This is a genomic window from Microbacterium sp. NFH-22A-Y (genome assembly GCF_021401375.1).
GTDB classification, from domain to species: Bacteria; Actinomycetota; Actinomycetes; order Actinomycetales; family Microbacteriaceae; genus Microbacterium; species Microbacterium hominis.
Genome location: NZ_JACBGF010000002.1, coordinates 13,435 through 34,133, shown reverse-complemented (window position 1 = coordinate 34,133; position 20,699 = coordinate 13,435). Strand labels below are relative to the sequence as shown.

The 20,699-nt window shown below is 65.0% G+C and carries 17 protein-coding genes and 1 pseudogene; 15 read left to right on the top strand and 3 right to left on the bottom strand.

Going from position 1 to position 20,699, the window contains the following annotated elements:
• Positions 1–186 precede the first annotated feature (186 nt).
• The 6 genes from L0965_RS06125 to L0965_RS06100 are packed head-to-tail and all read left to right on the top strand — an operon-like array spanning position 187 to position 7,148.
• On the top strand, positions 187–906 hold the full coding sequence (locus tag L0965_RS06125) for a TnsA-like heteromeric transposase endonuclease subunit (protein ID WP_005055286.1): 720 nt from the start codon (positions 187–189) through the stop codon (positions 904–906).
• Positions 907–962: 56 nt separating this feature from the next.
• The gene (locus tag L0965_RS06120) at positions 963–3,116 is read left to right on the top strand and encodes a DDE-type integrase/transposase/recombinase (protein ID WP_005055284.1); all 2,154 of its coding nucleotides are present in this window, start codon (positions 963–965) and stop codon (positions 3,114–3,116) included.
• Positions 3,113–4,273: a TniB family NTP-binding protein gene (locus tag L0965_RS06115; RefSeq protein WP_005055282.1), complete on the top strand. Its 1,161-nt coding sequence runs from the start codon at positions 3,113–3,115 to the stop codon at positions 4,271–4,273. Before L0965_RS06120 ends, L0965_RS06115 begins: the two co-directional genes overlap by 4 nt.
• A complete protein-coding gene (locus L0965_RS06110) occupies positions 4,270–6,513 on the top strand; it encodes a TniQ family protein (protein ID WP_101305218.1) in 2,244 nt (747 codons plus the stop codon). The genes L0965_RS06115 and L0965_RS06110 overlap by 4 nt, the downstream gene beginning before the upstream one ends.
• Positions 6,510–6,719, top strand: a complete 210-nt coding sequence (locus L0965_RS06105) for a hypothetical protein (RefSeq protein ID WP_133177970.1) — start codon at positions 6,510–6,512, stop codon at positions 6,717–6,719. Before L0965_RS06110 ends, L0965_RS06105 begins: the two co-directional genes overlap by 4 nt.
• Before the next feature lie 21 nt (positions 6,720–6,740).
• Entirely contained in the window at positions 6,741–7,148 is a 408-nt protein-coding gene (locus tag L0965_RS06100) for a hypothetical protein (protein WP_043341843.1), read from the top strand.
• Here the strand turns inward: L0965_RS06100 and L0965_RS06095 are convergent.
• Both L0965_RS06095 and L0965_RS06090 read right to left on the bottom strand, forming a co-directional pair.
• Entirely contained in the window at positions 7,145–7,951 is an 807-nt protein-coding gene (locus L0965_RS06095; protein WP_005054963.1) for a metallophosphoesterase, read from the bottom strand. The genes L0965_RS06100 and L0965_RS06095 overlap by 4 nt on opposite strands.
• A gap of 80 nt (positions 7,952–8,031) precedes the next feature.
• Positions 8,032–8,493, bottom strand: coding sequence for a hypothetical protein (locus tag L0965_RS06090; protein ID WP_005054965.1), 462 nt, complete (start codon positions 8,491–8,493; stop codon positions 8,032–8,034).
• A gap of 517 nt (positions 8,494–9,010) precedes the next feature.
• Here L0965_RS06090 and L0965_RS06085 point away from each other — a divergent pair.
• The 5 genes and pseudogenes from L0965_RS06085 to L0965_RS06065 all read left to right on the top strand — a co-directional run.
• Positions 9,011–9,155: pseudogene (locus L0965_RS06085) on the top strand (translation initiation factor IF-2 N-terminal domain-containing protein); the annotation flags it as partial.
• Between the two features lie 140 nt (positions 9,156–9,295).
• Positions 9,296–10,822 carry an AAA family ATPase gene (locus L0965_RS06080; RefSeq protein WP_005054967.1) on the top strand — a complete coding sequence of 509 codons (1,527 nt, stop codon included), beginning with the start codon at positions 9,296–9,298 and terminating at the stop codon, positions 10,820–10,822.
• Positions 10,819–11,922 (top strand): hypothetical protein, encoded by a 1,104-nt coding sequence (locus L0965_RS06075; RefSeq protein ID WP_005054969.1) that lies wholly within the window; start codon positions 10,819–10,821, stop codon positions 11,920–11,922. The genes L0965_RS06080 and L0965_RS06075 overlap by 4 nt, the downstream gene beginning before the upstream one ends.
• Positions 11,923–12,138: 216 nt before the next feature.
• Positions 12,139–13,335: a hypothetical protein gene (locus L0965_RS06070; RefSeq protein ID WP_165801300.1), complete on the top strand. Its 1,197-nt coding sequence runs from the start codon at positions 12,139–12,141 to the stop codon at positions 13,333–13,335.
• On the top strand, positions 13,298–14,554 hold the full coding sequence (locus L0965_RS06065; protein ID WP_005054973.1) for a hypothetical protein: 1,257 nt from the start codon (positions 13,298–13,300) through the stop codon (positions 14,552–14,554). The genes L0965_RS06070 and L0965_RS06065 overlap by 38 nt, the downstream gene beginning before the upstream one ends.
• A 305-nt stretch (positions 14,555–14,859) precedes the next feature.
• Here L0965_RS06065 and L0965_RS06060 read toward each other — a convergent pair whose 3' ends face one another.
• Entirely contained in the window at positions 14,860–15,294 is a 435-nt protein-coding gene (locus tag L0965_RS06060; RefSeq protein ID WP_101305219.1) for a hypothetical protein, read from the bottom strand.
• Positions 15,295–15,776: 482 nt separating this feature from the next.
• On the opposite strand from L0965_RS06060, the gene L0965_RS06055 reads away from it, so the two are divergent.
• From L0965_RS06055 to L0965_RS06040, 4 genes are all read left to right on the top strand, one after another.
• Complete coding sequence (locus tag L0965_RS06055; protein WP_005054979.1) at positions 15,777–16,688, top strand: alpha/beta hydrolase; 912 nt, start codon at positions 15,777–15,779, stop codon at positions 16,686–16,688.
• 43 nt (positions 16,689–16,731) lie between these two features.
• Positions 16,732–18,345, top strand: a complete 1,614-nt coding sequence (locus L0965_RS06050) for an NAD(P)/FAD-dependent oxidoreductase (protein WP_005054981.1) — start codon at positions 16,732–16,734, stop codon at positions 18,343–18,345.
• Positions 18,346–18,395: 50 nt separating this feature from the next.
• Positions 18,396–18,851 carry an acyl-CoA thioesterase gene (locus tag L0965_RS06045; RefSeq protein ID WP_230005328.1) on the top strand — a complete coding sequence of 152 codons (456 nt, stop codon included), beginning with the start codon at positions 18,396–18,398 and terminating at the stop codon, positions 18,849–18,851.
• A 69-nt stretch (positions 18,852–18,920) separates the two neighbouring features.
• Positions 18,921–20,636: a helix-turn-helix domain-containing protein gene (locus tag L0965_RS06040; RefSeq protein ID WP_101305220.1), complete on the top strand. Its 1,716-nt coding sequence runs from the start codon at positions 18,921–18,923 to the stop codon at positions 20,634–20,636.
• Positions 20,637–20,699 lie beyond the last annotated feature (63 nt).

The window sequence follows — 20,699 nt, the reverse complement described above, 5'->3', positions numbered from 1 at the left end:
TACGTCACGTAGTACGTAATTGACCGATTCGCAAGAGCAACTCGGTATGACGTGTGTTACGTATTCGTGGTGGTTTCGTGCATGGATGCACGCGTGTGTGGGCGCCCATGATGGCGACATGTTCACAAACCGCCGGACCGCAGGGGCTGGTTCGTTTCCGTTGTCGTACCAGGGAGCGTCGGGGCTGTGACCGGGCTGGCGTCGACGGTTCAGATTCGCAGGTCAGACGATCACGTCGATGTCATCGCCTTGAATGATGTTCGTCTTCGTCAGTTCGATACCGCGGTGCCGTGGCGGGAGTTTCGTTGGTACCGCAAGCAGCGACACTTCTCCGGCTCGTACTGGTCGGCGACGATGGAGGCCCCGGTGGGGTACGAGTCGCGGTTGGAGTATGTGAACCTGCTGCTGGCCGACTTCGACCCGCGGGTGGTGTGGATCCTCTCGCAGCCGTTTCTGCTCGACGGCGATGATCGCGGCACGCGCCGCAAGCACGTCCCGGATTACCTGTTCGTCCACGCCGATGAGTCGGGGTGCGTGGTTGATGTGAAGCCGGCTGAGAAGTTGTCACGCCCGAAAGTGCGCGATTCTCTGGGATGGTCGCGGCGCGTGATCGAGGGGCACGGCTGGGAGTACCGGGTGCAATCCGAGCCCGATCCTGTCGTGCTGGCGAACGTGCGGTTCCTCGCCGGGTATAGGCGGCGCTTCCAGTTCCTCGAGTCCGAAGTCGATGGCGCAGCAGAGTTGCTATCCACTCCGGTCACATTCGGCGAAGCGGTGCGAGCTGTCACGGCGATCACTGCCGATCCGCGATTGGCTCGGTCCGTTGTGTTGCACCTGATGTGGACGCGGCGCCTGCACACGGACCTCACCCGCGTGCTCGACATCACCAGCCTCCTGGAGACATGAGTGTCGAGCGCGACGATCCACACACCCGCAGATCAACGAGAAGGGAAACGCGTCCGATGAAGAACACCTGGAAGGTCAGCCCGGGGGCCCAGATTGCCTACGACGGAAAGATGTGCACGGTCGCGGAGATCGGTGATGGCGCCGTCATCGTCCGCACCGCGGATGGGCGCACTCGCCGTCTCCGCATGATCGATGTGCTGCAACCGGAGTCGGAAGGCGGCAGAGTGCACGTGCCAGGCAGGGTGGGCGACGACGAGCAGACGCAACCTTTGATGCTTGTCTGGTCGGACGCAACCCAGTCCGCTCAGGCGGGTGCTCACCATCGGGCGGATCACGTCCGTGAGGTGCTCACGGGATACCGGTCGGGCAGTCGTGAGGTCGCCCGAGAGGGCGAGCCACGACTGGAGTACCACCCGCAACGGCCGCTCCGAGAGCGACAGAAGGCCAAGGCCAAAGAGCTCGACATAGGCCTACGGACCCTGGAGCGATGGGTCTCCCGGTATCGAGACACCGGGGAAGCGGGTCTCATCGATACCCGGATGTCACGGACGGGTGCGGCACTGACAAACTTCGACCCGCGGTGGGTTGACGCCGCGCGAACGATACTCGATGAGCAGGACGATCAGTCCAAGGTGCAGAAGAAGATCATCCTCGCCCGGATCCGCGCACGCATCGAGAGACTTCACGGCCCCGACGTCGTCACATTCCCGTCCACCGCCAGCGCATACCGGGGCTTGGACGAGCTCACCCGCGGACGAGGCACTTTCGCGGGTTCCACGAAGGCAAAGAGATCGATCGCGAACCGGCCCGCCGCTCCCTACGGACGGTTGACCGCGTCACGTCCCGGTGAGTTCGTACTTCTTGACACCACCCCACTGAATGTGTTCGCCGTCGCTCCGGTGACGGGCAAGTGGGTCTGCGCGGACCTCACGGTCGCGATCGATCTCTACTCACGGTGCATTCTCGGGCTGCGCTTGACGCCAGGATCGACCAAGTCCATCGACGTGTCCGGTGTTCTCGTCGAAGCGATGCTGCCGTTCGACCTACCGGGCAGTTGGGATACCGCCGCTCGTGTCCCGTATCACGGCGTGCCTGACACGGTGCTCGTCGACCCCACCCGAACCGATGTCGCCCGTTTCACACGCGCCGGCATCTTGCCCGAGACGATCGTCGTGGACCACGGTCGCCCTTTCCTCTCCGAGCATGTCACCACCGCGTGCGCCCGACTGGGCATATCAATCCAGCCAGCCCGTATCTACCAGCCCACCGACAAGAGCCCGGTGGAGCGCTTCTTTCGCACTCTCGACTCTCTCCTGCAGGAGCTCCCCGGCTACAAGGGTGCGGACGTGTCGGGTCGTGGGGACGATGTTGAGGGTGAGGCGGTGTATACGGTTCCGCAGTTGGAGCAGATCATCCGCGAGTGGATCGCGACGGTCTATCACCTCCGCCCGCATGAGTCGCTCGCCGATCCCAGCCTCCCGGGTGTGAAGTTGAGTCCGGCGCAGAAGTATGACCAGGGGCTCGCTGTCGCGGGTTCGCTGCGGATGCCGACGGACCGGAATGTGCTGTTGGAGCTGCTGCCGGTGGTGAAGCGTCAGTTCAACCACTATGGGGTGGAGATTCACAATCTTCGCTACACGGGGGATTCGGTGGCGAAGTACCGCAACCGGGCCCGGTCGATCCACCGGGACACGGGCACGGAGTGGCCGTTCGTGGTGAACCCGGACGACCTGACGAAGATCTACTTCCACGACCCGGAGGATCACACCTGGCACACCCTGGAGTGGGAGCACAAGGACGCGTTCGACACCCCGTTCAGTTTGGACGCGTTGGAGTATGCGAAGAAGATTGCGATCCGGCAGGGCCGCCCCTCGCAGGTCGATGATGTTGCCGCGCAGTTGCTCGAGGACTGGGGCGCGGGCCGAGGGTTGACACCGTCGGAGCGGCGGATGAGCGCCCGGATGGCGGCCCGCCTGGATGAGAAGAACCCCGATCCGGAAGGGGTGTGGTCGTTGCGGACGGTGCAACGGATGCTGGACGCAGAACTCACGGCCGGGTCGGACCTGGCGACGGAGCTGACCGGCGGGGTGAGGGATCCGAGGACACGGGTCGATGTGCCGGAGACCGGAGATGATGACGACGAGGACGACATCGACGAGCCCACCATCCGTGGCGACTACCGCTTCGAGCCGATGGAGATGCTCCGATGACAACCACCCAGCCCCAGCCGCAGGCGGGAGCACGGCAGCGGAGCCTGTCCACCTACGAGGGGTGGAACGACTTCGCAGAACGCCCAGCCCGGACCCGTCCGGACACCCTCACGCTGAAGCGGCTGGCGGCGCTATCCACGCAGGAGCGTGTCGGGTATGACTTGGCGCGGCGTCAGTGGCACGCGAACATCCTGCTGCGCACCCGACAGGTGCAGGAGATCGAGTTGCAACTCGGCGACATCCTGGACTCGAACCTGCAAGACGCCGACCGGGTGAAGTCAGCGGCGGCGATCGACGCGCCGCCGGCGCTCGGGAAGTCCACGGTGGTGAACAACTTCGGTCGAGTGTTCCACCAGCAGCGGATCGCGGAGGCCGGGGAGTGGCTGGATCAGGACCGGGACGTGCGGCACCTGCCGGTGTGTCATGTGACGTTGACGGGCCGGCCGACGATCAAGGGTCTGCACATGATGATCCTCGGGTTCTACGCCCACCCCGCCACCGCCGGGATCCTGCACCGCTCGATGGCGGGTAGAGATCTTGCCCGGGCAGCCGCGGAGTGCATCGAACGCCACGACACGCGCCTGGTGATCGTTGATGATCTCCACTTCCTGCGGATGAATACCCGTGACGGGGTAGAGGTCGCGAACCAGTTGAAGTGGCTCTCGAATGAATACAACGCCACGTTCCTGTTCGCCGGTGTCGCCCTCCGCAAGCGGGGACTCGTCGGGGAGGGCCAGACCGGCGAAGGCGCAGCAATGGCGCAGACCTTCCGACGGTGGACAGTCCTCAGCCTGGAACCTTTCACCCTCGCCCACAAACGCGGCCGCGATGAATGGGACCGGCTGCTGTTCGGCATCGACCAGGCCCTCGTGCTGACCGACGGGAGAGACGGGATGCTCGTCGACCTCTCGCGGTACCTGTTCGCCCGCACGACCGGGAACATCGGGTCGCTGATGGACCTGATCCGCCGCGGCGCATCGCGCGCAATCCGCACCGGCAGGGAACGCATCGATCGGGAGCTGCTCGATGATATTCGCATCGACGAGGGCGCCGAGACGGAACGTCGTGAGCTGGAGGCGAAGCTGGAACGGCAGCTTCGAAGCCAGAGAGCGGGCCGCCGCCGAAAGACCCAGGGTGGCGAGGTGGCAGCCGCATGACCGGCAAGGCCGCGACGCGTTCCGACGAGGTGCGGGTGCTGCCGTTTCGGGTGCGGCCACTGCCGGATGAGCCGTTCGATTCCTGGCTGGAGAAGATGGCGGCCACCTATGGGGCGACGATGAACGAGATGGCATGCGCGCTCGGTCTCATCGAGCAGGAGAAGGGTTTGGCTGTATCGGCGACCGCGTGGATGGCGGACAAGTGGGCCACAACCCTCACCGAGGAGCAGGCTGCCCGGCTTGAGGCTTCCACGGGCATCCCTGCCGATCAGTTTCACGAGATGACGAGGATGCGCTTCGCCCGTCACGCGATCCGCTATACCCGGCAGGGTCGGATCAGCGCGCAATGCCCGGCTGCAGGGACCGCGGGACGATACTGCCCGGAATGCCTGGTCGATTCGGGTGGACGGTGGCGGATGTCGTGGCAGTTCCCGTTCGGGTTCGCCTGTGCCCGCCACCGCCGCCTTCTCGTGGATCGGTGCCAGACCTGTGATCTTCCTGCCCGACACCGCGCTCACCCGCTCGCACTTGTTCCCGTTCCCGGGCGTTGCCACAATCCCGTGCGGGGTCCGGGGAGGGGTCCGCAGGCCAACCGGTGTCGCGCGGACCTCACCGAGGACCGGACCCGCACGCCGGTGCCGCAGGCGGTGCTGGATGCGCAACGGGCGATGATGCGCATCGTCTCCACCGGTCAGGCGCAGTTCGGGATCTATGCTGATGCACCGCAGCCGGCCGTGCCTGTGTTGGAAGACATTCGGCTACTGTCCCGCACCGCGCGGGACGCAATCGTCGGCGGTCACAGCATCGACGCGAGCCCGCTGGGCCGGGAGCTCATTGGGCTGTTCGAGATGAGCGAGGACTGGACGAGGGCGATCCGGGCGCGACCAGACTCTGCCGTCGGGGCCGCTGTCGGCACCACCCTCGGTCACCGCGCACTGACCAATCCGGCCGCGATCATCTCCCTGCTGCAGGGGCGGCTGGCGCACAGCACGTCGTACACCGCGCACACACCACAACTACAGACCCTGATCGCGGCCGCGCTGGGTCGCCGCCGCCGCCCCACCGTGTTTCTGCAGTCCGCACCGCCGTCGGGCGTCAGCCCGGAAGAGCGAGCACGGAAAGTGCCGGCACAGTTGTGGGGGGACTGGATCGCCCAGTACGCCCCACTGCGGGTCGACAACGAGATCGCCGCGTCCGCGCTGGCAGCAGCGGTCGTGTTTACCGGCACGAGGCTCACACACTCCGCCGCGCTCGCGCTGCTCGATCCGCACGCACCGTCACGGCAGGTGACGCACGTGATGCGTGAGCTGGGCCGCAGCACTCACCACGTGACGACCCTGCACGCGGTCCTCCGCCTGGCAGCTCTATTGGACACGCAAGACGTGCCCATCGACTACGCCCGCCGCCGCCACCTCGACTACACCGATCTCCTGCCCGAATCACAGTGGGGGCAGCTCTGCCGGGACGCGGGCGTGTCCCCAGGGAGCGGACGACGCTGGGAGTTGGCGCGCGCAGCCCTGTACCAAGAACTCTCCGGGAACCCGCTGCGTGCGATGCCTACGGCGTGGCACACGACCAGGGCGAGCCCGCCCGCCGTAGCCCGCTTCGTAGAGGAGCTCCCGCCGGCGGTGCGGGCGGCGCTCGATCAGATCGCCGCAGAGTTCCTCGTCGCCAACGGCATTCAGGAGCCCGTCACCTGGACACCCGAACCCACCCCTCAGCTCCCGGAAGTCGGACCCCAGATCGCGCCGTCGTGGCCGCCCATCCGGCCGGCACGAGCGACAGCGACAGAAGCCATGCCACCAGACCGGCTGACGCAGGTGTACGCGGCGGGAGCTTCCACCTACACGATCGCCGCAGACACGAGGGTGTCTCGGCAGACAGTGGGTCGCATTCTCGCCGACGCGGGCACCCGGACTCGAAGGGGACGACCCCGCACCTTCGACCTCGACCCCCGTTGGCTCCGCGATCACTATGAAACGAAGCACTGGACCATCGCACAGATCGCGCAGCTCGCCGGCTGTAGCGAGATGACCATCAACCGGCATTTGCATAGCGCCGGCATCCCGGTCCGCCCACGCGGGGCGCGCATCAACGGGTCTACCTCGGACGCAGGCAGGCAACGATCTGACCCGCCCGCCCCGCGGGGCCCATCACAGGCTCACGGACTCCGTCGCAGCACTCCCGTCGAGCCATCGACGAATACTCGAATTCCAGACACGCGAAGGACGTCGGCATGACGCAGAAGAAACGAACTTCCAGTCGGCTGCGGCACGACGCGCGGGAACGCGTGAAGGTGACAGGAGAGAAGTACACCACGGCGCTGAAGGCAGTCATGGATGCGGGTTCATCCAGCAGCCGAGCTGGAGGACGAGATCAGGGCGAGGAGCCTGCGGGTCCCGCCGACACGCAACGCGCACCCGACGACACCCGTGACCGGAGCTGAGTCCGGGGTGGGATCTCTGCGATGACGGTCGAGGGCAAGGAATGCGTGGTGTCGGCCGACTCAGGCCGGGAGGACAAGCCGTGGTCGGCACCTCACCTCGCGCCGCTGTTCATTGAACTCACCGCTGACGAGACGGCGCCGGTGTGGGCGCGTCGCGCTGTGACATTCCTCCATCGCTACGCCCGCGAACACGGCCAATCCCCGACCTTCCGGGAAGTATTCCCGGAGCTCGCGTCGCACGATCTCAGCGCCGCGGAGCATCAGGCTGCCTGGACGTCGTCGTCGCCGCGGTACCTGACGATGGTGCACTGGCAGCGTTGTGGATGGATCCGCTTCCGACGAGAACCGCGGACCCTCCGATCCGGCCCCGCGGCAGGCGAACTGTTCATACCGTCGCCCGCGCCGAAAGCGCGTCCGAGGCAGTCCTAAGCCTTGGCGGTGTTCCCGGGGGAGTCGGGGTGGGAAGAGTAGAGCGCGCCGAGGAGTTCCTCCAGCGCGACGCGCAGTTCGTTGTAGCCCATCGTGTAGAACATCGCGTCGGAGTTCGAGGTTTCGGTGGCGTCGAGGTTGGCGAGGAGTTGACGGGCTTCACGGACCGCCACATCGAGCCACGGCTCGACATCCGGTAGGCCCCGGACCCACTCGTCGATGACGGTGAACGGGATGGGCGCGTATGCGTGGGCGTCGACGCCGACGTGGAACTGGTGCCCATTCGGGCCGTGGTCGCGTGCGTGCGTGTGACCGTGCAACAGCGGGATCCCATCGTCCCAGCGGGGCCGGTGCGACGTGTGTCGGTCCGACTCCTGCGAGTCGCCCTTGTACGGGTAGTGGGATGCGAGGATCCGGTAGCCGTGCCGGGTGCCTTCGATGACCTCCGGCAGAATCGTCCACCCGGCCGCCTCGTAGAGCGGCGCGAACCGTTCGATCGCCTTCCTGGACTGTGTCGCTGGTGAGACCCGGTCATGGTTCCCGGGGACGAGGTACCGGTGACCGTTCAGCTGCGCGGTGAGGGTGATCGATTCCTCGATCGGCCCGAGCGCGACATCCCCGAGATGTAGCACCACATCTGTCGGGGCGACCGTCTCGTTCCAGCGGCGGATGAGCTCGGTGTTCATCTCGTTGACGGTGGTGAATGGACGGTCCGCGAGTTCGCTGATCCGGGCGTGGCTGAAGTGGGTGTCCGCGGTGACGTAGTCGACTCGGTCGAAGTCGAACCACGGATACTCACTCACGGCTAACGCTCCTCGCATGTGACGGATGTCTAGCAGAATCTAGCGGTGTCTAGCGTTTCGGTAGACACCGCTAGATGTTCCTAGAGTTCGTCGAGATCGATCCCGAATTTCCGGGCGAGATCGGAGCGCGCCACCTCCGCACTGTCGGCGGGACGCTCCCGGGCGATACGGGCGATTTCCTCGTCTTCCGCCGCATCCTCCGTGGCGGCGACCGCTGCCAGCTCATCGATCAGGACAAGAACGGGTGTGCCGTCGGCGGTCGCGCGGCGGCGGATCTCGGCGGCGGCATGGCCGAGGGTGTACATCCGCTCCCACGGGTGCTCGCCGTGGCGAGCGATGGCCACGGTGTCGCGGGTGTAGCTGCGCTCATCGCCTGGGACGAGCCACCGTTCGGTGCCGTCCGAGGCGAGGAAGAAGTCGACGTAGCAGTTCCCACACGGCATCCGGTAGACCCCGGGCTCGGTGGGGGCAGAGTCGGTGCTACGCGCGATCATGTCGCGGATGATCCGCCCCCAGTCCGTGTTGCCGTCAGAGTGTGACATCGGCCAGACCCTTCGTTTGGCGAACGGAGTAGTCTCTCACACCGGTGAATTTGTGTCCACTGATTGGGTCAGAGCCTGTTCGAGTCGAGTGGTTGCTCTCGCTCAGGAAGTCTCGCCCGTCGTGAGATGCTCGCCTCATGGCATCGCACACTTCAAGCGGCTGAAAGCGGCCCCAGAAGACCTCATCGACATCCAGCGCTGCGTGACGTTCGTCGCGGGCATGGGCCTGGACCCCGTTTGGCCCGAGGCCCAGCAAGGCCTAGCAGCCGGTGGAAGGCCATTTCACTCGACGCGCTGGACCGATCACAACTCAATGGGTAGCCCACCCGAGGCACATGAACGTGCTGCTCAAGGCGCGCCGCCTCGGTGGGACGGCGGACGGCGACTGATATATCGAGCCGTGTCATCGCAGCCGGTGTCTGCAGCATGCAACAGACTGATCTGGCAACCCGGCTTCGCCGGTAATGCACAGCCCCTGGCAGACACAGCGGGCCAAGTGACCACGAGCGGAGAACAGATGGCGAAGATGCGAGTGCACGAGCTCGCCGCCGAACTGGGAGTCGACGCAAAGGCCGTCTTGGTCCGTCTGCGAGAACTTGGTGAGTTCGTCAAGAGCCCGTCTTCATCGATAGAAGCTCCAGTTGCTCGCAAGGTGAGGGCGTCGTTCGGTGCCCGACCCCCTCGACCCGGTTCGCCTCGGCCATCGCCGATGCGACGTGAGCACGTAGACCCGCATGTCGATCGGCCGGGATTCGATCCGACCGCACCATCCACTCGACAGTTCGGCTGGCGATCGGGCGCTGTGGCGGCGCCCCAGCACCCAGACCTGCTGGCAAACGTCGAGCGCGTTCGATACAAGTACCCGGTCCTGCGTGACCACATCGACGCTCTGCGAAGTCTTGGCTCCCAGGTGGTCTACGCGGGGTTCTGCCGTCAGGATGGCTTCAGGGACTGCGCGATCGTCCATGTGCGATTCAGTGGAGCGATCGAGGCCGGGTTTGGGTTTACCCGCGAGGTGATGATCTTCTACAGTCCGCATGAGGATCTCCAGGGCCGGACCTTCCAGGCTGCGGCCCGCGAGCTCGGTGGCGCCGATCGTTCCATCACTCCGGACATCTTCTTCATGTGGTCGCCCGATCGGCGTCTACAGATCAAACTGAACGACTGGTCGCGCCCCGCGAAACTAGCGATCCCGCTCTTGATTGACGACGAAGACGAACTCTCGCTAATTACCCTTCTTCGCGACTACATCTATGCCCGAGACCTCTTCTACATGACGACTCCCGTGTATGGCGCGAGCTTCTTCGGCCGCAGGACACTGCTGCAGTCGATGCGTGACGACGTGTTCAACCAGCGAGTCACAGGCGTCTTCGGACTGCGGAAGTCGGGCAAGACGAGCATCCTCATGCAGCTTAAGGAGGAGTTGCAAGAGGACAAAGTGGTGACCGTCCTCATGGACCTGGAGGCCTTCCCCTCTCCGCCGGAAGACCCCACCGACGACATCGTCAGCGATCTGCGTCGACGACTGATTGCTGAACTCAAAGCTCACAAGCTGCGCACCCAAGAGCTTTCGCAGCTGCAGGAACGCCCGAGCATCCTCGACCTGAAGAACGCTCTCCAGGCGATACTCAAGCATCTCCACAAAGACGGGCATAGGATCCTGCTCCTCCTGGACGAGATCGAGTACTTGACCCCAGCGGATCGCATCGATATCGCTGAAGGCGACATGCCACGCATTGCGCAGCTGCTATCGGCCCTCAGGAGCATCGTGCAGGAGTCTGAGAACTTCACCTTCGTGCTGTCCGGCCTTACAAGCGCCATCGTTGAAGGTGGACGACTGTATGGTCGACCGAATCCCCTCTTCTCTTGGGCGAAGGCCGTGTACGTGAAGCCGCTGGAGCGAGAAGAGGCGGACGATCTCGCGAGCACCGTCGGCGGCAAGATGGGCATCCAGATCGAACCTGGTGCGCTCGAGGCACTCCACGAGGCGTCCGGTGGTCACGCCTATCTGTATCGAAATCTGAGCTCAGCCGTCGTGCAGCACCTTCCGACCGACGTCTTCCAACGTACGATGACTCGCGCTTCCGTGCTCACAGAACTTGATGATTGGAAGAGTCGCGTCCAAGGCAACATTGAGGAGATGGTCCAACACGTCAAGCGCTACTACGCGAACGAGGCCGTCATGCTGGACGTGCTGATGGACAGTGCAGCCGACTTCAAGGAACTCGCATCCAGCGAGCACGTCGCAGTTCGTCGACTGAAGGACCTGGGTCTGATTCACGAACAGGACGGCGAGTTCGAAGTCAGCGTGATCCTGGAGCTCGTATGAGCGCGACCGACTACTCCGACTGGATACTGGGCGTTCACCGAAAAGCGGAGCAACTCCGCGTCGTGTTCCTGCAGCTGGGCTCGAGCAACGAGCCAGCCCGCCGCGCTCTGGGGGCTTCGCAGGTGAACGTGACGCGCGTCCGGGACTACTTGCAGCCAGATGGCCCACTTACCACCGGAACAGTCGTGATCGACGGGATGGAGTCGCTCACGATGCAGAGTGAGGCCACTCAGATGGGTGCGCTACGCGAGCGCGTCTTCAGCGACGTCGAGGCCGGCGGCAGGGTCATCCTCCTCTCCCGGGCGCCTCGGATTGCTTTCCCTCCAGTGGTCGGGAGTTCGCTCCTTGACGACGCCAGCCTGGCGCATGCTCCGGTCGTCAAGAGCACAGGCGCTCACGAGTGGCCAACGTGCGTTGAAGACGGCGCCTCCCCGGCCGACGTACTGTGCCGGGCGCTGACAGAACTCGGTATGGACCTGGCTGCGTCTCTCGATCGTGTCGTGTACGAGAGCCTGCTGATTGGCCAGAGCGCGCTGGGCCTGCTCAACGCGAGGGAGCTTGAGGCGCTGGATGGTTCCAGCCTTACAGCGCCCGACGGTGCGACTCGGACATGGAATTTTCCGAAGCATCTCGGACCGCTCAAGAAGGCGCTCGACGAGGTTCTCGCGGATGCCCTCGATCCTCAGCAGCAGCTTGCCGAGGTGAGTTCGGGACTCTGGAAGATCGAGCGGATCATCCGACGCGAAGTGCGTCGGCGCGCAATCGCCGCATGGGCGGAGAACTGGCGCACGCAGTGCCTGAACGGCGACCTTCCGGAAAAAGTGCTCGAGCGAGCGAGCGAATCGGCATACATGGGCGCCACGTCGGTCAAGCAATTGCGCGACCCTCTCGAATGGCTCTCACTCGGGGAGTTGCTCCAACTAAAGGACCGTTCCCAGATCGGCGACTTGGGGTTGAGCGCCGCTCACTGGCGACAGTTCAGCGCGCAGATCATGCCGATTCGGAATCGTCTGGCACACATGCGCAGTCTTCGGCCCGAGGACGCCGCCGACGTCGTCAAATGGCAGCGAGTGCTCGAAATGCGATTCCCCACAAATTGAGACGAGCGCACTGCGAGGAGCGTACGCCCGATCAGTAGGCTCATCTCGGTAGCGGGTGAGGAGATTCGAATGGCGGAGAGCACCACTGCCGATCTGGACGTCAACAGGTCCGACCGGCGACTCGGGCGCGCTGTGACGCGGGTTCATCAAGCCTCGCGCACAATCGACCCGGCTCTGAGACCCAGACTCGAGTCACTACTTCACGCAGGCGAAGCGATGGACTTCGTCGCCCGCATCCATGGATTCTCCGACCCCTTGAGTGCATCCGCCCTCGAGTCTTTCGCCGTCCAGGCAGGAATTGGAAGGCAATCACTTCACTCGACCGTGCTGCCGGCGCTGAAGGCTGCCAATGTTGCAGACTTCGCGCTGGACACACAAGGCGTTGTAATCGAGGTGCAGGAGTTTCTGGGCGTAACCGGGAACCTCATCGAACAGTCCTACCGCGTTCTACAGCAGCTCAACCCGACCATCGATGAGATCGTAACGCTGCACTCGATCGAAGTCGCATCGTTCGCCCCGTTGACGACCACCCAACATCTCGACCAACTCCACCGACGAGGATTCAACGACCAAGTCAGCGAAACCGGTCTGAACCTTGCACTGGCGACAGGCCTTACAAAGCGCGTCAACTCCGTCGATCTCGCCGAGGACGTAATTTATAGCCCTTACGTGTGGGAGTCAGGACAGATTGAGATCGCGTCGTTCCTCCGTGGCCTTCCCCCGGGCGAGCGCGACGCGCTTCTCGGCATATGTGAACAGGCAGCGCAACACCCCGGCCTCGCACTTCCACTCCTCGCGCAACCGACCCCCGGCGTGTTCGGCGCAGCACAGAAGGTCGGACTCGTCCAGGCCGCCACCGTCAAGTCGACGGGAGGATCCGGAGCGCAGACATATGTCTTTTCACCTACTCTCGAGTCGGAGGACGACCGGCTCACAACCACCGAGGCGCTGAATCAGCGCAAGCTTTTTGTCGCCCACATGCTCTTCGGGCATGAACGAGCGGAACGTAGCGGCGGTCGAATACACGATCCTGTGGTCCTCGTGCGGGCGCTCCTAAACCGCGGGAGCGTTGGGCCTGCGAGCAACATCAGCACCGACTACCACCTGCTTGAGGCGCACGGCATCGTTCGCGTCCGTGAAACGGACCACGGCCGGGCATACCTCGAACTTGTGAAGGAGGAGATCGTCGAAGGCGGGCTCGCGTGGCTTCAGAACTCATCAACGTCCGCAGGAACGACGGACCCGACGGTGAACCTCCTCCGAGCTCCAGGCGAGTTCACCAACCCAGAGCAAACACGTGCGGGCGCGGGCGACCTCGGAGCCGCTGACGAGATCGCGAGATCAGCGATCCTCGAGCTGAGAAAGGAACTGCAACGTGCCACCCGTCAAGACCGACCCGCTAACCCCCGGTGATCGACTCGAATGCCGCGTAGGCCAAGTGTGGTTCTGGGAGGGGTACTTCACTCGGGTAGGCATCGACCTCATCAGCTACTACGGCGCGGAACTCATCCAAGTCACCGACCTGGATCTACTCGCCATCGGGCTTGGTCCCGGGCTCGAGAGTCACCGGACCATTGGCGAGTCCAAGAGCGGGACGGGGAAGAGCGCGCCGAAACCACTCGACCGTATTGTGTGGCTACGCGGACTGCAAGAGTTGGTAGGCGCAGAGCGAGCGGAACTGACTGTTGCCTCGAGCGTGACGCCCAGAACCCGGGAGCTGGGCCGCCATTCCCGCGTCAGCGTCGAATCGATCAACGACCTCCAGGCGCGAGAGGCCGCACTTAATCTCTCGAAACTCACAGATCTTGGGGCCCACGGACCCAACGCCCTGCTTCTGCGGCGCACAGTCAAAGTAGTCAGCAAGGACGATCCCACGCTCGGACCTGCGTTCAAGTTCCTCACTTCCACCGTGTGGTTTCTAGATCCGTTCGCTGCACTGAAGCAGAGCCTGGGTCTACTTGAGACGCTTTGCCAGCGCTGGACGCCCGGCGTCAAGGATGACGAACAGCTCGCGGTACGGTGGCTCATTTCAGAGACCCTCAGTATCTGGGTACTCAACCTCGTAACGATCGTGGGATTTGTCCGCCCGATGGATCCGAGTGCATTCACAAGTTTTCTTCGCGAACGCCTCGCAGACGGAGTTGTGCCCGCTCAGCGCATGCGCCAGTTGTCGCGCGACTTCGACAAGTTCATCAGTGGACTGCTCGCGGCGGCGAAGGCCTCGCCCGAGGTGCGGACTGAGGCCATGGGCGCGTTTGAGCCCTCACCGCCGGAGTGGGCTGACTCTGCTGCAGAACTCGCAATCCGGCTAGGCCGTCAGCCCGCGCTCCGAGACTTGCCTCGACAGTTTGATCTCGTCGTTCACGAGCGGCTAGCTCGTGGGCGAGACATCTCAGAAGCTGCGGGGGCTCAGCTTCGACTCAATGATCCGGCGGCAAGATCAAGCGTGAGCCTCATTGCAGCGTTCCTGCGAAGCTTTGGCTCTCTGAAGGACGACATCAGCGAGCTTCTAATCGCAGGGTTCGGTAAGCCGGCGCAGGCGCCGCCCGAGCCTGCACCCCAGCAAGAGATCGAAGCGACTGCTCTCACACTGCCCGGCCTCGACGCCGCTGACAGCGTTGCCGAGGACTGACTGGCGTGGGGCTGTAGGGATTCGCCATTCCCCACGGAATCCTGAGCCTTCGGCCACTGCCAACTACCGGGGATTCCCGGCATCCTCGGCCATTTCCAACGGGAACCTACACGTCGTCGAGGTCGTCGTTGCAGTGAGCTTCCGATGGTCGGCGACATGCGCGGGTTCGTCGCGGGGGCCTTCGATCTCGAACCCGCAGACACCGCAGCTATGCAGCCCGATGCCGTCGACGTCGTCCGAGGGGATGTACATCGTGGTGGGCTCTTCGCACATCAAGCAGCGCATGGTGTCTCCGTTCGTGATTGTCAGGTGATCGGTTGGACGGTGGCGGAGTATCCGCGGTGGGAGCCCCAGGCCGCGGCGATGCGGTCGGCAATGTCGCGGTCCTCGCCGAGGTATGGCCGGTATCTCTTGCCGCGAGGGTCGGTGATCACGACCTGGACGACGCCGGCGGGCTCGCGCACGGTGACCCTGGCGGCGGGGATCGGATATGCCTGGACGCGACCGGCGATGATGAAAGTCGGGTACAGGTCGCGTGCGAGCTCCGGGGCACGGAACACGTCGTGAACCCACGCCGTGATGGCGAGCGCGCCGGCGGGGCTGAACCCGATGAGGCGGGCGGGGAGTTGCTCGAGCCCGGCGCGGACGAAGTAGTGCTCGTCGACGAGGATCGGCGTCGGCGGGAGCAGGGTTTGCTCGTCGTGGGCGGGGTAGATGGTGAGGCTGGTGCGGCTGTTCATGAGGCGCTCGTTCATGCGGTGCGGCGGATGCCGGCGGCGATGATGTGGGCCTTGGTGGGCCGGGAGTAGAAGCCGAAGCTGTCGTCGTCGTCGGAAGCGGAGACGGTGGCGGTGAGTAGATCTTCGCCGTCCGGCGTGTGCTGCCGTCGCTCTCCGTGGAGATGGAATCCCGGCTGTCGGTCTCGTCCTGGCGACGGTCTTCACGCAGAGCGGCTGGGTCGGAGCAATGGCGGTGACCGCCGCGACTCTCGTCGTGGCGGCGCTGATCGTCTGGCACCGTGCCCGATCCGGTCTCGTTCGTGCGCTGGATCCTGATCATGCCGTGCGCCGGAGCCGATCTCTGTCGTGGTCACCGGGCAACCCGGGTGAGCTGTTCCAAATCGGCACAGCGCTGTGGCGGAATCCTCCCTGAGAGTAGAGCTCATCCACCGAGTGGTCGCCTAGTTCCTGCAGGCGCCGAGCATCAACGAAGGAGTTATGCGATGTCCTCGTCATCCACCGCGACCGCAGTCGTCCCGAGCGCCCTGCGTGATCTGTATCTGGGCTGGTCCGAGCTCATGGCCACCCACGAGCTGGACATGCGGCTGTTCCGCAGCATCTTCGATGAATGGCACCAGCCGACCATCGAACCGGAAAATGTCACCTACAAGGAGGAGACGGTCGGCGGCGTGCCCGGCATCTGGGCGTTCCCGGCCGGAGCCGATCGCTCCAAGGTCCTCCTCTACACGCACGGCGGCGGGTTCGCCGTCGGCTCTGCGGCCAGCCACCGGAAGCTCGCCGCGCACGTCGCGAAGGCGGCCGGGGTAACAGCGTTCGTGCTGGACTACCGTCGCGCGCCCGAGCACCCGCACCCCGCCCAGGTAGACGACGGGGTCGCGGCGTTCGAGGCCCTGCTGGAGCGGGGGGTCCACCCCGAGGACGTCACCACCATCGGCGACTCGGCGGGAGGCAATCTCGCCATCGCCATCCCGTTGGCGTTGAAGGCGAAGGGACGGCCGCTGCCCGGGCACGTCATCGCGTTCTCCCCGTGGCTGGACATGGAGAACCGCGGCGCGACGCTGGTCACCAACGATGCGACCGACGCGCTGATCTCCGTGCCGCTCCTGGAGGGCATGATCGCCGGCGTGCTGGGGGAGACCACCAGCCCGTCGGCGCCGCTCGCGAACCCGCTCTACGCGGATTTCACCGGGTTCCCCCCGCTGTACGTCAACGCCGGTTCGGTCGAGTCGTTGGTCGACAATGCCATCCGCGTGGCAGAGCGCGCCAAGGGCGCCGGCGTTGACGTCACCCTGCATGTCGCCGAAGGACAGCAGCACGTCTACCCGTTCCTGGCTGGCCGCGACGCGGACGTCGACGCGGAGCTTGCGGCGATCGGCCAGTGGCTTCGCCACTGACCTGCAGCACCCCACCCACCTCATTCACCGAAGGAGTTGCACCATGACATCCACACAGACCACGGACTTCGACGCGATCGTCGTCGGCGCCGGTTTCGGCGGCATCTACCAGCTACACACCCTGCGCGACAAGCTCGGCCTGCGCGTCCGCGGGTTCGAGAAGGGCGCCGGCATCGGAGGAACCTGGTACTGGAACCGGTACCCCGGCGCCATGTCCGACACGGAGAGCCCTTTCTACCGATACTCGTTCGATGACGAACTGCTGCAGGAGTGGGACTGGGCCCGCAAGTACATTGACCAGCCCGACATCCTCCGCTACCTTGAGACCGTCGTCGACCGGTACGACCTCCGCAAGGACTTCCGGCTGAACACCGAAGTCACGTCGATCGTCTTCGACGAAGCCACCAACACCTGGACGGTCGGCACCTCCGCCGGAGAATCCTTCACGGCCCGATACGTGGTGGCGGCGCTGGGACTGCTCGCAGCAACCAACATCCCCGACATCCCCGGGATCGACTCGTTCGAAGGCCGCCTCGTGCACACCGCGGAGTGGCCGGAGGACCTGTCGATCGAGGGCAAGCGGGTGGGGGTCATCGGCACTGGCTCGACCGGAACACAGTTCATCGTCGCCGCGGCCAAGCAGGTGTCGCACCTGACCGTGTTCCAGCGCTCGGCGCAGTACAGCGTCCCCTCCGGCAACGGACCGGTCGGCCCGGGGGAGGTGGACGGATACAAGTCCCGGTTCCCGGAGATCTGGGAGCAGGTCCGAAACTCCGGCGTCGCCTTCGGGTTCGAGGAGTCCACCGTCGCGGCCACCGATGTCGACGAGGCCGAGCGGGAGCGCGTGTTCCAGGCGGCATGGGACCGAGGCAACGGATTCTATTTCATGTTCGGCACGTTCAACGACATCGCTATCAACCCGGAGTCGAACGAGGCAGCCGCTGCGTTCATCCGCCGCAAGATCGCTGAGACGGTCAAGGACCCGGAGACGGCGCGATTGCTCACCCCGACCCAGCCGTATGCGAAGCGGCCCCTGTGCAACCAGGGCTACTACGACGTGTACAACCAGGACAACGTGAAGCTGGTGTCGATCAAGGAGAACCCAATCGTTGAGATCACCCCACGAGGGGTGAAGACCGCGGACGGTGTTGAGCACGAGCTGGATGTGCTCGTGCTGGCTACCGGGTTCGACGCGGTCGACGGCAACTACCGCCGCATCGACATCCGCGGGCGCGGAGGGGTGAGCGTCGACGAGCACTGGGCCGACGCCCCGACCAGCTTCCTCGGCATCATGACGGCCGGATTCCCGAACATGTTCATGATCCTCGGCCCCAACGGGCCGTTCACCAACCTGGTGCCCAGCATCGAGGCGCAGGTCGAGTTCATCACGACTCTGGTGACCGAGGCGGAGCGGAGAGGCGGGCTCATCGAGGTGTCGCAGCAGGTCGAGGACGAATGGACCGAGACCTGCACGACGATCGCAAACTACACGCTGTTCCCCAAGACCGACTCGTGGATCTTCGGGGCGAACATCCCCGGCAAGAAGCACGCCGTGATGTTCTACCTCGGCGGCCTAGGCGCCTACCGCGGCCTCCTCTCGGAGATCCAGGCGAAGGACTTCGAAGGATTCAGCATCGGACAGCCCATCCCGGCCTGATCGACGGTAACCGTAGGCCGGGAGTGTGCTTCCCGGCCTACGGTCGTCCTATGAGCGACAACATGTCAGAAGACGTCACCTTCCGATCACGCCGCTGGGTCCGTCCCGAGGACCTGAACGCGTACGGCACCCTGTTCGGCGGCAGCCTGCTGCGCTGGATCGATGAAGAGGCCGCGATTTACGCCATCATCCAGCTCGGAAACCCTCGGGCGGTCACCAAGTACATATCCGAGATCGACTTCGTCAGCTCCGCACGACAAGGTGACCTGATCGAGATGGGACTGCGCGCCACCGCGTTCGGGCGCACCTCCCTCACGATGCGCGCCGAGGTGCGCAACATGATCACCCGTGACCGCATTCTGACGATCGAGAAGATCGTCTTCGTCGGCCTCGACGACCACGGCCAGCCCATTCCTCACGGCTACACCGACATCACCTACGAACGCGACCGGCTTCCCCACCACCATGGACTCATGCGCACAGAGGATGGATCCACAGCGGACTAGGTATTGGCGGGTCCTAATAGGGAGGCGGATACTGGGTGGGACCACTTGCAGTGACGCGAGGTCCCAGCTATGTCCACCGATACCTATTCCGCCGCGAGCGCGCGGCAGGCTCGTGAACGCCTTCTCGAAGCTGGCGTCGGCGCGCACGGTCTCACTCCCCGAACACTGAACGTCCCCCCGGTGATCGAGCGCAGTTGGCGTCGCTCGTTCACCACCGGTGGCGGCTACGATCCGACGGCGACTCCTGCCTACCACCCGTTCTCCGAACCGGCGGGACGCTTTCAGGACACCGCTGAGATCGTCCTGGCGCGATGGGCGGAATCACTCGCGGACATGCGTGTCGCGCTGCTGGTCAGCGACCGATCCGGACGGATCCTCGCCCGAAAGGTGGGCGACCCGAGCCACGCGAGACGGCTCGACAAGGTGTCCGCGGCCGAAGGATTCGAATTCTCGGAGTCCGCGCTGGGCACGAACGGACTCGGAACGGCGATCGAGGAAAGATCCGCAGTGTTCGTGCGCGGCGCCGAGCACGTCAACGACCGGCTGCAGACCCTCGCCTGCGCTGGCGCCCCCATCCACGACCCTCTTTCGCGGCGGGTCATCGGCTCGCTCGCCCTCGCCTCTCCCGTCGGGGCGTCCCACCCCGCGATGCTCGCGATCGCGAAGCAGGCCGCTCGTGACCTCCAGGACGCGCTGCTTAACACCGCACCGCTGGAGCTGCAGGCGCTGCTGGCCCGGTTCGCGGACGGTACCGCCCGCCACCGTGTGCTGGCCATCGGCCGTGGCGGCGTGCTCGCCTCGACGGGCGCGTTGCCGATGCTCTCGGCCGAGCGGCACGTGACCCTGTGGGACGAGCTCCAGGCCCACCACTGGCAGGGGGATGTCGCATCCGTCTTGCTCGCGGATCGGCCGAGCACTGCCCGCCGCATCGTGAATCGGGCAGGGGAGAGCATCTACCTCGTGGAACTTGCCGAGTCCGAGCCGGCCGCAGCGCCGGAACCCACCCGGCTTTCCCGCCTTGCCGCGCACCTCGACGTGCTCGGCCGCAGCAGCGGGTGCATCGCGATCCACGGTCCGCGCGACAGTGGGAAGACGCTTCTCGCCCAGCTCTGGCTGCGCGAACGCGATCGCCACGACCCGGTCGTCATCGGCGCCCCGGCATTTCGGGAACCGGGGGCCGTGGCCACGGCGGTGCAGGCGCTGAGCACAGGTACATCGGTGGTCGTCTGCAGCGTCGAGTCTTTGACCGACGTTGACTTCCCGGTCCTGCAGCAATTGGCTGGCGCGGCAGATCCCGTCCGGTCCGCCCGGGTGGTGTTCTGTGTCGCAGACGACCTGACTGGCGTCGTCGTCGATTTCCTGGGCCGCCAAGGGCCGCGGCTCGATCTCCCTGCGCTGCGCGATGACCCAGACCGTGTCATCGGCCTGGCTGTGAGACTCGCTCAGGAGTACTCGGTGACACTGAGTCCTGCTGTGCTGCAGGCGCTTTCCCGGTGGGATTGGCGTGGTGGCGCCTCGGAGCTGCGGGTTCTGATTGCCGCGATGGTGGTGCAGCGTCCCGGCGGCACCGTCCTGGACGTCGACCTTCTGCCCGCCGAGATGCGCACACGTGCCCGCCAGCTGCGCGGCATCGCCGCATCCGAGTACCGGGCGATCGATGCGGCGCTGCGGGAGGCGGACGGAAACCGTTCGCGTGCAGCGGAGATCCTCGGTATCGGGCGCACGACGCTGTACCGGAAACTGCGCGCGTACGGTTTCGACGGGCAGAACACCCTGATCTCCTGAAAACAGCGCCCCCGCCTGCCGACCAGGGAGGCCTGGATTCGCAGTTGCGTACTCGGCGCGGCG

Excerpts from the sequence above, each read along its gene's own strand:
- L0965_RS06100 (WP_043341843.1), top strand. The coding sequence starts at position 6,741 with ATGACGGTCGAGGGCAAGGAATGCGTGGTGTCGGCCGACTCAGGCCGG.
- L0965_RS06070 (WP_165801300.1), top strand. The coding sequence starts at position 12,139 with ATGGACTTCGTCGCCCGCATCCATGGATTCTCCGACCCCTTGAGTGCA.
- L0965_RS06040 (WP_101305220.1), top strand. The coding sequence starts at position 18,921 with ATGTCCACCGATACCTATTCCGCCGCGAGCGCGCGGCAGGCTCGTGAA.
- L0965_RS06050 (WP_005054981.1), top strand. The coding sequence starts at position 16,732 with ATGACATCCACACAGACCACGGACTTCGACGCGATCGTCGTCGGCGCC.
- L0965_RS06045 (WP_230005328.1), top strand. The coding sequence starts at position 18,396 with ATGAGCGACAACATGTCAGAAGACGTCACCTTCCGATCACGCCGCTGG.
- L0965_RS06055 (WP_005054979.1), top strand. The coding sequence starts at position 15,777 with ATGTCCTCGTCATCCACCGCGACCGCAGTCGTCCCGAGCGCCCTGCGT.
- L0965_RS06060 (WP_101305219.1), bottom strand. The coding sequence starts at position 15,294 with ATGAACAGCCGCACCAGCCTCACCATCTACCCCGCCCACGACGAGCAA.
- L0965_RS06120 (WP_005055284.1), top strand. The coding sequence starts at position 963 with ATGAAGAACACCTGGAAGGTCAGCCCGGGGGCCCAGATTGCCTACGAC.
- L0965_RS06075 (WP_005054969.1), top strand. The coding sequence starts at position 10,819 with ATGAGCGCGACCGACTACTCCGACTGGATACTGGGCGTTCACCGAAAA.
- L0965_RS06105 (WP_133177970.1), top strand. The coding sequence starts at position 6,510 with ATGACGCAGAAGAAACGAACTTCCAGTCGGCTGCGGCACGACGCGCGG.
- L0965_RS06115 (WP_005055282.1), top strand. The coding sequence starts at position 3,113 with ATGACAACCACCCAGCCCCAGCCGCAGGCGGGAGCACGGCAGCGGAGC.
- L0965_RS06090 (WP_005054965.1), bottom strand. The coding sequence starts at position 8,493 with ATGTCACACTCTGACGGCAACACGGACTGGGGGCGGATCATCCGCGAC.
- L0965_RS06110 (WP_101305218.1), top strand. The coding sequence starts at position 4,270 with ATGACCGGCAAGGCCGCGACGCGTTCCGACGAGGTGCGGGTGCTGCCG.